This is a genomic window from Sphingobacterium puteale (assembly GCF_050986225.1).
Taxonomy (GTDB): Bacteria; Bacteroidota; Bacteroidia; order Sphingobacteriales; family Sphingobacteriaceae; genus Sphingobacterium; species Sphingobacterium puteale.
Genome location: NZ_CP158959.1, coordinates 4357541 through 4372660, shown reverse-complemented (window position 1 = coordinate 4372660; position 15120 = coordinate 4357541). Strand labels below are relative to the sequence as shown.

Annotated in this window: 13 protein-coding genes and 1 tRNA gene; 9 read left to right on the top strand and 5 right to left on the bottom strand. The window is 40.3% G+C overall.

Annotation, left to right across the window (positions count from 1 at the left end; all coding sequences use genetic code 11):
* The first annotated feature begins 126 nt into the window (after nt 1-126).
* The 3 genes from ABTV71_RS18735 (at nt 127) to ABTV71_RS18725 (ending at nt 2374) form a co-directional block, all read left to right on the top strand.
* Nucleotides 127-684, top strand: coding sequence for an imm11 family protein (locus ABTV71_RS18735; RefSeq protein WP_121123517.1), 558 nt, complete (start codon nt 127-129; stop codon nt 682-684).
* 360 nt (nt 685-1044) lie between these two features.
* Complete coding sequence (locus ABTV71_RS18730; RefSeq protein WP_433900669.1) at nt 1045-1398, top strand: ISAon1 family transposase N-terminal region protein; 354 nt, start codon at nt 1045-1047, stop codon at nt 1396-1398.
* Entirely contained in the window at nt 1391-2374 is a 984-nt protein-coding gene (locus ABTV71_RS18725; protein WP_433900038.1) for an ISAon1 family transposase, read from the top strand. The genes ABTV71_RS18730 and ABTV71_RS18725 overlap by 8 nt, the downstream gene beginning before the upstream one ends.
* Nucleotides 2375-2457: 83 nt before the next feature.
* On the opposite strand, the gene ABTV71_RS18720 is transcribed toward ABTV71_RS18725, so the two are convergent.
* The 3 genes from ABTV71_RS18720 to ABTV71_RS18710 all read right to left on the bottom strand — a co-directional run bounded on the left by ABTV71_RS18720 (nt 2458) and on the right by ABTV71_RS18710 (nt 6384).
* Nucleotides 2458-2530 (bottom strand) — tRNA-Lys (locus ABTV71_RS18720).
* A 502-nt stretch (nt 2531-3032) separates the two neighbouring features.
* Entirely contained in the window at nt 3033-5864 is a 2832-nt protein-coding gene (locus ABTV71_RS18715) for a heavy metal translocating P-type ATPase (RefSeq protein WP_433900668.1), read from the bottom strand.
* A gap of 286 nt (nt 5865-6150) precedes the next feature.
* Entirely contained in the window at nt 6151-6384 is a 234-nt protein-coding gene (locus ABTV71_RS18710; protein WP_433900667.1) for a hypothetical protein, read from the bottom strand.
* A gap of 267 nt (nt 6385-6651) precedes the next feature.
* Here ABTV71_RS18710 and fbp point away from each other — a divergent pair, with 267 nt between their 5' ends.
* A complete protein-coding gene (fbp, locus tag ABTV71_RS18705; protein WP_433900666.1) occupies nt 6652-7659 on the top strand; it encodes a class 1 fructose-bisphosphatase in 1008 nt (335 codons plus the stop codon).
* Between the two features lie 118 nt (nt 7660-7777).
* Nucleotides 7778-9226, top strand: coding sequence for a L,D-transpeptidase family protein (locus tag ABTV71_RS18700; protein WP_433900665.1), 1449 nt, complete (start codon nt 7778-7780; stop codon nt 9224-9226).
* A gap of 31 nt (nt 9227-9257) precedes the next feature.
* On the opposite strand, the gene ABTV71_RS18695 is transcribed toward ABTV71_RS18700, so the two are convergent.
* Complete coding sequence (locus ABTV71_RS18695; protein WP_433900664.1) at nt 9258-10610, bottom strand: DUF3943 domain-containing protein; 1353 nt, start codon at nt 10608-10610, stop codon at nt 9258-9260.
* Between the two features lie 387 nt (nt 10611-10997).
* On the opposite strand from ABTV71_RS18695, the gene ABTV71_RS18690 reads away from it, so the two are divergent.
* Nucleotides 10998-12530, top strand: coding sequence for a SulP family inorganic anion transporter (locus ABTV71_RS18690; protein ID WP_433900663.1), 1533 nt, complete (start codon nt 10998-11000; stop codon nt 12528-12530).
* On the opposite strand, the gene ABTV71_RS18685 is transcribed toward ABTV71_RS18690, so the two are convergent.
* The gene (locus tag ABTV71_RS18685; RefSeq protein WP_433900662.1) at nt 12514-13122 is read right to left on the bottom strand and encodes a methyltransferase domain-containing protein; all 609 of its coding nucleotides are present in this window, start codon (nt 13120-13122) and stop codon (nt 12514-12516) included. The two genes, ABTV71_RS18690 and ABTV71_RS18685, sit on opposite strands and share 17 nt — an antisense overlap.
* Nucleotides 13123-13241: 119 nt before the next feature.
* On the opposite strand from ABTV71_RS18685, the gene ABTV71_RS18680 reads away from it, so the two are divergent.
* The 3 genes from ABTV71_RS18680 (at nt 13242) to ABTV71_RS18670 (ending at nt 15091) form a co-directional block, all read left to right on the top strand.
* The gene (locus ABTV71_RS18680; RefSeq protein WP_183078870.1) at nt 13242-13544 is read left to right on the top strand and encodes a winged helix-turn-helix transcriptional regulator; all 303 of its coding nucleotides are present in this window, start codon (nt 13242-13244) and stop codon (nt 13542-13544) included.
* 210 nt (nt 13545-13754) lie between these two features.
* Nucleotides 13755-14282 (top strand): hypothetical protein, encoded by a 528-nt coding sequence (locus ABTV71_RS18675; RefSeq protein WP_433900661.1) that lies wholly within the window; start codon nt 13755-13757, stop codon nt 14280-14282.
* Between the two features lie 266 nt (nt 14283-14548).
* Nucleotides 14549-15091, top strand: coding sequence for a hypothetical protein (locus tag ABTV71_RS18670; RefSeq protein WP_121127375.1), 543 nt, complete (start codon nt 14549-14551; stop codon nt 15089-15091).
* The last annotated feature ends 29 nt before the right edge of the window (nt 15092-15120 follow it).

Below are 15120 nucleotides of genomic sequence, written 5' to 3'. Positions count from 1 at the left end.
ATAAAATTAAAATACTGGGAAGAGGAGAAGACTTGTTCTTTCAAAAGAATAATGATGCCCTAATTTGTGATAATGTTAGATATGACAGACCCGGTTTTACTGCATGTCAATTTAAAGCTAAGACATATGAATTTTTTTATTTTAATTAAAAGTAAGGCTAATTACCCACTTCAATTTAGTCTTTCAAACTCAATAAACGGATCCTACATTGGAATTGGAAAGTTTATTAATGAAGATATAGTATCACCTTTGATCTATGAGGATGCAGAGAATAGTACAATTCCCTATGAAAATTTGATAGAATTGGATGTATTGGAAACTGTAGGCGGAGGTTTATTAATTAGTGAACGATTCAAAGATCTAATTGAAGAACATTTTAAAAGCGATGTGCAAATATTTAATACGACATTCGTTTATAAAGGTGTAAAAAATGAAAATTATTTCGCTTTAAATATTTTTAATAAGGTAGAATGCTATGACCTGGACAAATCAGTTTACACAAAACATCCAGTTGATGGTTCTTTTAAATTTATTAAATCCGTTTTAAATAAAACTCCTTTAGAAGAGTATGGTTATGAATATAATATTGCCCGATCAATTTATGATAATAAAATAGTGGCATCAGAGTTATTTAAAAGTTTAGTAGAATCCAATAAAATTAATAGTGTTGGGTTCAAAAAATAAAATGGTTGTTTAAATTGATGGTAGGGAATTTTATGGGATCATTCCCTACATCAAGAATTGCAATTGCTCTTTTATCACTTGTCTGACAGGCTTTTCGCTTACGTCCGGTCAAATTGAATTTACCATACCTAGATCATATTTATTTTTAAAGGGTATTGTACCTATTTTAGCTTCACTAATTTAAGATATGAAAAATGAGTAAGAGGATTTGAATTTAATTTGTCCAAAAGTAAGCCATGAAAATGGACACCACAATGGACACCAGGTGGTATGGTTTTAGATGACTTTAAATGGATCAATCAGAATTCTTGGGGGAATATCAAAAATTTGCTAATTTAGCATCTTTAATACAGATCTCCCTTGCAAGACGCCGAACGCAAATTACTATCACTATTGATGCCCGAAGGGCTTTTAGAATACTTTCAGATTTTAGAAGTCGATCAGGTTGACAATCAACTCCACATTTATTTAGATGAGCTTAATATTGCTCCAACAGGCTATGAGAACAGCAAGTTGGAGTCAAAGGGTTTTATGCCATCCACAGAGATTTCAGATTTTCCCATTAGAGGTCAGAAAGTTACACTACATATCCGCCGCCGTCGCTGGACAGTCTTAGATACCGGACAGATTATCACAAGAGATTGGAACCTAGTGCGTGAAGGTGCTCGAATGACGACTGAATTCGGGCTTTTTTTAAAGAGGATATTTGGATAACTATCCTGTAAGTGCCCAATTGGTAGGATTATTCTTCCAGATGGACGGCAAGCAACTTCAGGATCAATACAAGAACCATCTCAGTGACTTCCATGATTGGGACCAAAAGCCACATGCAGAGCGATGGACTCTTTTTCCCGGGAACATCTCCGAACGCCTGAGCATCGATGAGACTAGTTTTAGCAACGGTGAATTATATACCATTGTTAGCAGTAAATCGGCAAAAGGGCGTAAAGGGACGATTCTGGCAACTATTAAGGGTACAAAGGCCGAGGATATCATGACTGTTCTTGAGCGAATACCTTTACGTTCAAGGAACAGGGTAAAGGAGGTGACCATGGATATGGCACCGAACATGGCTAAGGCAATCCGTAGATGTTTCAGGAATGCCAGGCGTGTGGTCGATCGGTTCCATGTCCAAAAGTTAGCATATGATGCAGTGCAGGAACTCCGTATCAAGTATCGCTGGGAAGTATTGGATGCCGAAAGTAAGAAGATAATGGAATCACGAAAGGGAGGAATCCCATATGAGCCCGAGTTGTTGCCTAATGGGGACACCCTCAAACAGTTACTGGCTAGATCCAGACACCTCTTGTTCAAGCATCCAAGCCGATGGTCCGAAAACCAGAAACACCGTGCTGAATTGTTGTTCATACGGTTTCCCAAACTAAAGCTGGCTTATGACCTGGGAATTTCCCTAGGTGACATATTCAATAAATGCAAGGACAAAAAGATAGCATTTACCAAACTGGGACTGTGGCATAATCAGGTTGAGAATGCGGGCATCACTTCATTTGAGAGCGTAGCAAGATCCATTGCAGCGCATCATCAACATATCCTACACTACTTCGACAACAGAAGTACCAATGCTTCAGCAGAGTCTTTCAATGCAAAGCTCAAAGCTTTCAGGAGTGTCTTTCGTGGCGTAAGGGACACCACATTCTTCCTATATAGAGTAATGAAATTGTATGCTTAAAAAATTGTACCCCCAAAACTTTCGGTATGATCCCAAAAAAGATATGAATTAAACGAAAAAAGCGCACCTTAGTGCGCTTTTTGTGATCCCGCTGGGATTCGAACCCAGGACCCATACATTAAAAGTGTATTGCTCTACCAGCTGAGCTACGGAATCGTACTTCTTTTTGAACAACTGTTCCTTGTTTGAAGTGATGCAAAGATAGGGTTAATCTCTATTCCAAGCAACTATTTCTGTGATAAAAATGCGTTTAATGTGTTTAAACCTTCATTTTTAGTGGTTTATTTTTTATTGCTAGGACAGAAAATCACGATCTTCATCGGATAATTTGGATTTTGGCTCTTCATAATCCTCTTCCGATTCGTCAAATATTGCCGTATGTTCCTGATGCTGTTTTTTTTTTACTGCCTTTTAACAAAAAAGCGAAAATAGTACCCATCACAAAAAAAGTCAGAAGGAGTTTCCATAATGCTATCTTGCCCTCTACAAAGAGATCAATATCGACAGTTTGTGAATTTTTGACACAAACCAACGTTACGATGACCGACAAAAGTATTAAGAGTATATTGCGCATAATGATGATAAATATATGTCATTAGGAATGGCGAATATAGGTAATTATCTATTTTTCGTTGCTATCAAGCGCTTTTCTTTTTATTTACTTATTATCTATTCCAATTGTTGCGCGGTTTAAACGTAAAGAATTTAAAATCACTGAAACGGAACTAAAGCTCATTGCTGCTGCTGCTATCATGGGGGATAAGAGGATACCGAAGCTCGGATACAGAAGCCCTGCCGCTAACGGGATACCTAGAATATTGTAGATAAAAGCAAACCCTAGATTTTCTTTAATATTTCGGAGTAGCTTCCGGCTCAGTATTTTGGCTTTGGCAATGCCCATTAGGTCGCCCTGAAGCAAGGTCAGCGATGCACTTTCAATTGCTACATCTGTCCCTGTTCCCATGGCGATACCGATATCGGCTTGGGCAAGGGCAGGAGCGTCGTTGATACCATCACCAGCCATTGCGACAACATGTCCTTGTTCCTGCAAACGGTGTATTTCCTGCAATTTATCTTTCGGTAATGCATTTGCTTTGAAATGCCTGATCCCGACTTGCTCCGCGACGGATTTTGCCGTATGTGCATTGTCACCTGTAAGCATAATGACATCAACATCATGCTGAAGCAGGTAGTTTATAGCTTGTTTGGAAGAGGCCTTGATCTGATCGGAGATACTAAAGTAGCCGAGTAAATCATTTCCTTTCGATAGATAGGAAACGGTTTTGCCATGAGATTGGGCTGATTCGACGGCCTTACGTATCCCGTCCGGAATGGCCACCTGCATGGATTCCATCAACAGCTGATTGCCGAGAGCAATCAACTGGCCGTCTATATCTCCCTTGACACCTTGTCCGGAAATGTTTTCGAAGTTGGTAACTTGTTGCTCTATTTTATTGCCTTCCTTTTTGGCCTTTTCAATAATAGCCTGTCCGAGTGGATGGGTACTGTTGCTGTTGAGGGAGGCGGCTAAAGATAGTATTTCATTGATACTGCTAATAGGGCTGGGTTGAATGTCATCAACTGTAGGTTTGCCTTCGGTTATTGTTCCTGTTTTATCCGTTAATACAACATCAACCCGGTTCATTTTTTCTAAGGCACTCGCATCTTTGATCAGTACGCCATTTTTGGCTCCCTTGCCGACACCGACCATAACGGACATCGGTGTTGCCAAACCGAGGGCACAAGGGCAGGCAACAATAAGAACGGCCAATGCATTGGCAAATCCATAAGCTAGGGAGGGTACAGGTCCCCAGATCCACCAAACAAAGAATGTCAACAGAGCAATTACAATTACGATCGGAACAAATATTTCAGATACTTTATCCGTAAGGCGTTGAATTGGTGCTTTACTTCGGCTAGCGTCATTGACCATCTGAATGATCTGAGCCAATAAGGTGTCTGAACCGATACGTTCAGCTTTCATCAGAAAACTCCGTTCGCCATTGATTGTACCAGAGCTGACCTTGTCACCTTCCTGTTTTTCGACTGGCAGGGACTCACCCGTCAGCATGGATTCATCAATATTTGTGCTGCCACTCGTAATCTGACCGTCGACAGGAATCTTATCTCCGGGTTTTACTTTCAGGATATCACCGATCTTAATCTGATCGATTCCAATTTTTACGTCAGTCCCATTTTCGACCCGAGTGGCGTCGGAAGGACTGAGTTTAATGAGTTCCTTGATCGCTGAATTGGTTTTGGAATGCGCTTTGGCTTCCATCACCTGACCTAGGAGAACTAATGTTAGGATGACGGTAACGGACTCAAAATATAGTGCAATATAACCGTGATGATTTTTTAGGTCAGCCGGAAAAATCTGGGGAAAGAACAGACCGACAAGGCTATATACGAATGCTGCACCCGCGCCAAGAGCAATCAGGCTGAACATATTCAGTCGCCAGGTTTTGAAAGAAACCCATCCACGCTTGAAAAATGACCAACACGTGTAGAAGACAACAGGCAGGGACAGAAATAATTGTATCCAGCCTGACAAATTTGGTGAAATGATGTTGGCGATTGGATTTCCGGGAAGCATTTCTCCCATAGAGAGAATAAATATTGGAACCGTAAATAAAATAGACAACCATAATTTCATGCGGAGATCTTTATATATTCGGTCTTCATCATCGTCGCTCCCTCCCGCGATCGGAATAAGATCCATACCGCAGATGGGGCAATTTCCGGGCTGATCCCGAACAATTTCCGGATGCATCGGACAGGTATATTGTGTTGTTTTATTTAATTCGGGAACTTTCTCCAGATTCATCCCGCAAATTGGACAGTTGCCCGGTTGATCATAAAGTTTGTTGCCTTCACAGTGCATCGGGCAATAATATTTTCCTGCTGGACCCGCTTTCTGCCGGTTGGGTATTGCGATGGCGGCATGTTCGCTGTGTCCATATTTGTGCCTGTCACCATCGTGCCCATGTTTTACCAATTCATCTTGTTTGTGATGATTGTGGCCCTGTGCTATAGATTGATGCTGCTGTTCATGTTCCATCTTTTTGTTTGCAACAGGTGGAACCAAATGATCGGAATGATTTCCATGATTGTGCTCGTGTTTGCTTTGTGCCTGTTCGACAGGTACGAGGTACATGCCGCAAACCGGACAACGCCCGGGTTGTTCATATGTTTTCTCTCCTTCGCAGTGCATCGGGCAGTAATACTTGCCCGAAGGGGACAGCTTTGATGAGTCATTCTCGTTTAAGGAAGCTGTTGGCTGACCCGGTTCGGTGATTTGGTAGTTACCTAATCTGGATAGGGTTTCCTGGAGTTGCTTGACCGGTATTTCTTTCTGAGATTCTATCGTCAACAACGGTGGATCTAGTGAAACTTTAGCCTGAACTTCGGGAAGCTGATTAATCGCATTTTCAATAGTGGTTCTACATCCGTCACAGGACATTCCTGAAAGTCTATATTGGTATCGCATAGCATTTTATTGTAAAATAAATTTAGGGGTTATCGCTTGGCGAATGTTATACTTTTACACTGTTTTTTTGTAATATTTCAATCCGGTGTGTCCGTCGTGCCAATGGAAAATCAGTGTATTGGGTAAATAATTGCCGTGATGTGCCACATAAAATAAACAAATAAATGGAGCGATTTGTTTTACAGGAATTATCCCTGTTGTAAGCACTTTATGGGATATATTAGAGACGTTAAATTCATCCTCTGAGGAGTGAATATGACGTGCTTTTAGTCAGATAGTCTTTTATCTAGGAAAGTAGCATGGCTTCGGGATGTTTCATTAAGCGCTGGATTGTTAATTGATTGTCAAGTAACGCCTCGTAAAAAGGAGCAGGAACCATTATTTTGAACGTCTTACGTGCTGTTTTAATGAAAAAAAGTGCACCATGAATGACTTGCTTATCATCAATGATCAAGGTATGTTGTGTAACGGGTTGACTACTTAGTTTTTCCTTTTCAACGAGCTGTATGAGTTGTTGCATTGTATCAATATGTTTTGCCAAAATTACCAAATACTTATCATTTTTTGTTTTTTTTTATTTCTCGAAATTTAGAAGATATCTACTTCTTCTGAAGCTTTGTTATCTTTTTATAGGTGGTAATCGTTTTAGCAAAAGAAAGTTTTCAAAGATATACGCAATCGATTGCGTATTTTGTCTGCTAAAGTTTAGCGGGCTGTGGGATTTGTCTTGCTAAAATCTATTTTACTTTTTTAGCTTTGTGCAACAAATATCCAATAAAACACTATTATGAGTGGTATAACAACATTAGGTCAATTTATTATTGAAAAACAAGCCGATTTTCCTTATGCAAAAGGTGAGCTTTCCAGGCTTTTACGTGATATCGGAATAGCGGCAAAGATTGTTAACAGAGAAGTTAATAAGGCAGGATTGGTCGATATTTTAGGAGATGCCGGGCAAACGAATATTCAGGGTGAAGGACAGAAGAAACTGGATGTGTATGCTGATGAGCAATTTATTAAAGCGCTTCAAAGTGGCGGTGAATGCTGCGTTGTAGCTTCGGAGGAACATGAAAATCCAGTTTATATGCAATCTGGAGTTTCAAAAAATGCGAAGTATATTGTTTGTATAGATCCCTTGGATGGCTCGAGTAATATAGACGTTAATGTTTCCGTAGGTACGATTTTTTCCATTTATCGTCGGCTTTCGGATACAGGAGTATCATGTAATAGCAACGACATTCTGCAACACGGTACCAAGCAAGTGGCCGCAGGTTATGTCATTTATGGCAGCTCAACCATGTTGGTATATACCACAGGCAAAGGGGTGAATGGTTTTACTTTAGATCCTTCCATAGGGGAATTCTGTCTGTCCCATCCCGATATGAAGATTCCGGAAGCGGGTCTTATTTATTCGATCAATGAAGGAAATTACTCTAAATTCCCCAATGGTGTCAAGCAATATATCAAATACTGCCAAATGGAAGACGTGGCTACCCAGCGTCCCTACGCGTCGCGCTATATTGGATCTATGGTTGCTGACATTCACCGCAATCTACTGAAAGGAGGGATCTTTCTTTACCCAACAACTTCAGCACATCCGAATGGAAAATTACGATTGATGTACGAATGTAACCCAATTGCATTTATTGTAGAACAAGCAGGAGGAAAGGCGACGAATGGGTATCAACGTATTTTGGATATTGAACCCAAGACGTTGCACCAACGGACAGCTGCATTTTTAGGGAACACGGCAATGGTGGAACTCCTCGAAGATTTCCTCCAAAAATACCAGTAATTCATTGCTGTAGTGATTCGATGACAGGGAAGATTCGTTTGCCAATAAGAATTATTTATCTTTGTCCCAGAAAGTGGCTTCATTATTGAGAAGCCATTTCTTTTTCATTATTTTTAGTATGTCACGTTTTTTAGTTTTCATTTCCTTCGTTTCAATTGTATTTTTTTCTTGCAAAGAGAATTCGCCCACTTATGGTGATGTGCTGGCAAAAGGTTTTGAACAAAAATCTTATAAGGAATTTGATACAACAGCTTATGTAAAGGTGTTTCAGGAAGTCTATGGTAAACAGAAAGCCAACCTGCATAACCCGAGCTGGATGAAGAAATTGTCTGATTCTACGGCAGGAATGACTTTAATCGCTGAACATCTATTTGACGGAAGCATCGATACCCTATTGAGTTATTTTGATCGAAGTGAAGAACATGGGATACGTAGCAGTTACTACCATACTGCGGAGATTAAAGAAACCTTATTTTCTCTGCGGAAACTGAAACCAAAGGATGTCGCGGAATCTTACCCTCTTCTAGCCAAGCTGGATCTTTTGGGAACAGACGGTCTTGTGGCTTATGTCAGCAGCATGAAGTACGGTGTGCTCAATCCAAAACGTCTATATGGAAGATATTTTGTGCCCCAAAAGCGCATGAATTATACAGCGGTTGTTCACTTGCTGGACAGTGTCAAGATAGCCCCCTTGATGGCAGATATACAACCGAAGAACCAATATTATATTCAATTTCAGGATTTGTTGGAAAATGGTAATCTGAATAATGAGCAAAGGGCTAAAGTGCTGATGGTATTGGAGAAACTACGCTGGATGGGGGAGACTTTTCCAGAAAAGTATGTTTTTGTCAATATTCCAGAACAGCGATTGCGCATCATGGAAGATGGTAAAACCAGTCAATTGATGAATGTATGTGTTGGTGAAACTGATAACCCTGCCTATACGCGCAAAGGTGAAAACCATGAAACGCCTGTCATGCAGGGTATCCTAGATGCAATGCAGGTTAATCCTGTTTGGAATATTCCCAGCAGCATTGTAAAAAAGGAATTGTTAGCTAGCGTGCGGAACAATCCGAATTATTTGGCTTCGCGTAATATGGTGGCTTATTATAAAGGAAAACAAGTTGATCCAAGTGCGGTCAATTGGAATGCGGATTCGGTGGAGAAATTCCGGTTTAAGCAAAACCCTGGCTCGGACAATTCTTTGGGAAATGTGAAGTTTCTATTTGAAAATGCCTATTCGATCTATCTTCATGATACGCCTGCCAAACAAATGTTCGGGCAGGCTAACCGTGCCGTGAGTCACGGCTGTGTACGTGTTGAAAAACCCGTAGACTTGGCCAGCTATCTGGTCAATAATGAGAAACAGGCCGAAAAGATTGCAAAAGAAATCACAACCGACTCCATTTCTAAATCGCGTTGGGTAACACTAAAACGTCGGATGCCCGTGTATCTTACTTATTATACCACTTGGCTTGATGATGACGGTAAGATCGTTTCTTTCCCCGATATTTATGGCTATGACCCTCGTTTAAAAGAGGCACTGAAAAAATATTGGACAAACTAAAAAAACTTTACCGCAATCCGGTTAAGGCTTTTTAATATTCAGAGTTATAGGCCAGGGCCAAACGTATAAAAGGATAATCTTTATTCACGTTGTTATGGTTTTGATAATGGCCTTCCAGCCTAAAATATCCTGAGTAGAGATTGATACCAAAGTTTTTCCAGATCCGTACTGAAGCACTGGTCGATGCGGTATGAAGATAATGATGAGATTTATTGCCACTGATGGTGACAAAATAGCCGCCGCGGTACTCTATTCCAAATTTGAAGCGATTGAGTGTACTTAGGATTGCCGATGCCCGAACATCTGCTCCAGGACCATAATCATAGGTGCGGCTTTCGCCGAAATGAAGATATGGATCTGGCACCGCTGCCAGAACTACCGGGCCACCAGAAAGGAGGGTGGTCAACTTGGTATGGTGGCCCACATTAAAATTGGAATAAATGTTGTAGTTGATACTCTGTGATCCATAATAGAAGGCTTCATTTCGCAGAAAGTCAAAATGAGCTGAGACGATCCCACGGTGTCGCCCCGTTACGTTGGACAATATACGGTTCCCATAAAGAGAGGCGGAAACATTGACAGCATTTACGATGGAACTATCGTCTGAACCAATCTCAAGATTCAGGAAAAAATCATCAAACGGTTTCTTCTTGTCTATATCATCGTTGTTATATATTAGCTTGACTCGCGCATAAATATCATTCTTTCCGCGGCTTAAGACATTGTGTTCTTTGGCATCAAATCTCCGGATTCCCAATTCAACTTCCGTATGAACCAGCGAACTGTCAATGACAGCGCCTTTTATCGTATTTCCCCAACGGCCATCAAGCAATCTGTTTAATCCGTTTATTGGATTGATCAGCATGGCTAATATTTCCTTTTTATTGCGTTGCCCTTTCGTGAGGCTGGGTCTTGCCAGAATATGATGTGAAAGACGGTGGGTCATTTCGCCGAGGATTGTTCCTCCAAAACTGGTATTAATGATATCGTTGATCGAAGGTGGTTCCGTTTCACCGGCTGTCTCCCAGACATAACTTCCGGCAACAGTAGCTAATGTCGACTGTAGGAAGCTAAAATTGTTGGACCGGAATGAATTGAAATAGAACTGCCCATGGTAGGGGTGGGCAATCTGATTGGTAGCAAAGAGATTATCATCCCAAGTCCAAGCTGAAAACTTCAAATGACTGAAGAAGTTTTTGAATGAAATATGGGAGACCGGATCTTTACGAATGAAATAATTAACGGATGCGGGTATTGCCTGAATGGAAAACCATTCTATACCCGCCCGCAAAAAGTTTTTCTTTTGATAATTGACGACACTGTCGGGAAGTTTGGCATTGATCCTATCCGAAATCCATCTTGCCTGTTGTTTCGATACTGCCATGCTGTCTTTCAAATTTGCGCACCTTACTGCTGGAGCGGCACTATCTACTGATGAAATGGAGTATGTCGTATTTAAAGAGCCATATTGGAGGCTACTTTGATTTGTTTGAATTGAGGCAAAGACGGTAGGCTGGGCTAAGATTAGGGTGCCAAAAAAAGTAGTAAATACATTCAAAAGCAAAAATAAAATATAGCGATAAAACCTTGGATTTTGATTCATACGGGTCAATATACTGTTTTGCAATAAAACTTGTATTCAATAACAAATATAAGGTAAAAGTGTTTTTACGATGACGCCTTCTTTCTTCTTTTAGCTGCATTTAGGTTGCTGATATGCACGATGGAATGTTACCTTTGCAATGCTTTACAACTGTTCAACTGATTTTATATGAACAATACCTTTGAATTTTTTAACATACGGACGGTCAATTTGAAAAACGAACTCTTTGCCGGTTTGACGGTTGCCATGACCATGATACCTGAATCCCTTTCGTTTGCTATATTAGCGGGCTTGCCTCCTTTGACAGGCCTGTATGCAGCTTTCTTAATGGGGCTTGTAACTGCTGTGTTTGGCGGAAGACCGGGTATGGTATCCGGTGGGGCCGGAGCTACTATTGTTGTACTGATGGCACTTGCGGCAAGCCACAGTATCGATTACCTTTTTGCAGCTGTGGTTCTGGCCGGTATTTTGCAATTTTTGGTCGGTCTTTTTAAGTGGGGAAAATTTGTCCGCTTGATACCACAACCTGTTATGTATGGATTTCTGAATGGATTGGCGATTATTATTTTTATGGCGCAAGTTGTCCAGTTTAAAGTAAACAGTGGGGACGGCGCGGTTTGGATGTCCGGTTCCACTTTATATATTATGGGAGGACTTACGTTATTGACCATGTTGATTGTTATCGGTTTCCCGCGGCTTACTAAAGCAATTCCCGCTTCGCTGATTGCTATTTTGGTCGTTTTTGCTGTGGTATCCCTATTTGGGATACAAACCAAAAAGGTGGTGGATATTGCCTCAGTCAGTGGATCACTGCCGCATTTTCGTGTACCAGATATTGCATGGAATTGGGAAACTTTGCAGTTAATTTTTCCTTATTCCTTGGTTATGGCAGGTGTGGGACTTGTTGAGTCGCTTCTGACACTTAATATGGTTGATGAAATTACCGCCAGTAAAGGGAATGCTAATCGCGAATCTATAGCTCAAGGGCTGGCAAATGCGGTTAATGGATTTTTTGGTGGTATGGGAGGATGTGCGATGGTCGCCCAGACTTTAGTTAACTTGAATGCGGGCGCACGGACGCGGTTATCCGCTTTTATAGGGGCGATGACAATTCTGCTGATTATCTTGGTAGGAGCTCCTTTTATTGAGCAAATCCCCATGGCGGCACTTGTCGGTGTGATGATGATGGTTGCTATCGGCACTTTTCAATGGGTGAGTTTTCGGATTATCAATAAGTTCCCGAAATCCGATATTTTCGTTGGTATTCTTGTTGCCGGTATAACGGTGCTATTGCACAATTTGGCTTTAGCGGTACTTGTCGGTGTTGTGGTTTCTGCATTGGTCTTTGCCTGGGATAATGCAAAGCGTATACGGGCGCGAAAATATGTTGACCCGGAAGGTATAAAACATTATGAAATATATGGGCCATTGTTTTTTGGGTCCACAGCAAATTTTTTGGATAAGTTTGATATTCAAGAGGATCCTAATCATATCATTGTGGACTTTAAAGAAAGTAGGGTCGTAGATATGTCTGCAGTGGATGCACTAAATAAAATTACAGAGCGCTATGCCGCACAACAAAAGAAGGTGGAACTCTGGCATCTCAGCGAGGATTGTCGCTCCCTCCTCAAAAATGCGACGGGAATTGCTGTCGTTAATATTAAGGATGACCCGACTTATCAGGTTATGCCGGGGAAGTAGTTTTTTTTTGTCTCAATTCGATGAAAAGCTCGCTTCCTTGTCGCTGCGGTATGCTATTGAGACAGGTCTCCATTATTAAAATATCAAAGTCTACCTGAAACAGTAGTTGATATTCCGTTTTGTTTCCGCCAAAGGGTGGGCCTGCTGATTCAAATGTTCTGTTAAACAATAAACCTGCAAGAATGCCGTGTGGATGGAGCAGATCGGCCATTTTGTTGCTGTATTCTTCGCGTAGAATCGGATCTAATGCACAAAAAAAAGTCTGCTCGAGAATATAATTATATTTTTCACCATGGTCAAAAAAATCTTCGCAGATAATCCGGATCTGTGCAGTCTCACCGAACTCTTTTTGAACCTGATTGACTAATGTTGGTGCGATATCAAGTAAAGTGATATTTTTAAACCCTTTGTCAAGTAGTGCTTTCGCTTCGTATGCATTTCCACAGCCGGGGATCAAAATAGAAGCGTCTTTGGGAATCACCGTCTCCGCATATTCGATTAATGCCGGTGAGGCATAACCGATATCCCATCCCGTCTCCCTGTTTTTATAGCGATTGTCCCAATATTCTTTATCCAAATCCAATATATCCATTGTATTATACACCTGTTAAATCAAGCGGATACAATTTAAGGAAATCTTGTGTAATACGGCATTATTTTTGTTTTTTACCTGAAAATCTGTTCCTAAGATTAGTAATAATGTCAATGGAGATGATAAAAAATAATTCGCTTTATTGTAGGTTTTTTAAACGCGATTCCTGTATATTGGATGGTATCAGCAAATGTATAAAACGTCCCAGTGAATTGCATCGTGCTATTCGTGATGAAAGCCCAAGAGTAATCAATATGCAGCTTCATGAATTGGAACAAGCTGGTATTATCGTGAAGAAAATTTATCAAGGACTTCCGCTGAAAGTCGAGTATAGCCTGACTGACTTGGGGATTAACTTATTGCCCGTCATAGCAATCATTGATAAATGGGTATTGAAAACAACCATTGGGTTGAAAATTTGAGAGAGCAGATTGTAGGCTGATACTGAACCCTTAAAATCATGAAAACAGACATATTGTAAAAGGACGATGGCGAATTGTAAATAAATCTATTATTGTGGCGGTAGTGAGCTAGCTTTATCCCAGCAGTCAGATAAAATAAGACCTGTTCGGCTTTTGATAAGGGGCAATTTGAAAAATAGCCTGCTGTTAATCCAGAAAAGATAATTGTATATGAAGCAGCCACTACAAGCTGAAGCTTTTAACTTTGATCGAATACTTTTGTATAGCTTATATGTCGCTTTGATTTCTTTCGCGCTCATGTTCGCTAGCACACTATTAATTCGCAATATTCATCCCTTATGGAATGCAATTTTAGTCATAGGTTTCCCGTATTCATTATTTGTGTCAAAAATAAAATCGAGCGCAGATGCTATAATTTTTGAGGATAACCAAATCATTTTGAACGGGAAAAACATCGCTATTCAAGATATTGAATTCTTTCGCATATTTGATTCGTTAAGGTTGTACTTTGTCTTGCGAATAACCTTAAAAACAGGCCAGCAGTATATTCACTATCTTCCAGTTTCGGCAAAGCAAGATATGGAAAACTATTTTGAAAAAGAGGGGGTAAGGAGCAGTAAGGGATCTTTTGATTTTATTGCCAAATATTATTCCTTATTATATGTTTTACCAGTCATGATATTGCTAGGATTAGCTTATTCATTAGGTACGCAACTATATTATTATTTGCAGTATTGATAAAATAAGGATTTCATAAAAACGGATAAAGTAGTAGTGAACAATCTGTAAGGGGTGAAAACGCTTAAATTAAGTCAATTCCTGTGCGAGCATAGCTTCGGAACATTGTCATTGATAGACGGATATTCATTGGGTTCAGGCGAATATTAGACCGGTCTAAAAGTGGTGCCTGCTTATGCTATATTTGATTGTTGGGTTTGTTATCTCAGGAGACGGCTACAACAACATAATGGTTTAATTAAGGTATTACTTTTAATGATAATAATATGAAAACAATGAAAATGACAGTGATGACTCTGCTAACGGCTGCAACTTTTGCGATATCAAGTTGTGGTGGTGGAAAGGATCAACCGGCAACTCCAATTAATGCGGATCAGTTTGAAAAATTAGATCAAAACAAGGATAATGCCGGCAAGCGCTTTAGCTTGACAGGGTACCCTTACCTTAACAGTGACGTAACAGTCCGAAGCGATATGGAAATTGCTGTTTCGTTGTTTTCTGAACCAAAGGGAAGAGGAGATTATATCGGTAGTATAGATTTGGGCTACAAGGACAATAAAAACGGTATGTATATTCCTGATAAGTTTACAGCGGATGATTTGCAGGTTTTTGATAATGAAGGAAACAGTCTTGGGATAAATGATAAAATTACAATTTCTTTCGAGATGGATCTGGATACCAAACGTCCACCAAGAACGGGTATTAAAAAATTGGAAAAAGACGAAAATGGTAATCCAAAGATGGTCGAACAGAAACCTACATACTATGGAGATGGACCGTCTGATATAAAAATTGAAAAGGCGAAATAGTTGATTTTCATGGGTTTTTGAGGCAAAGG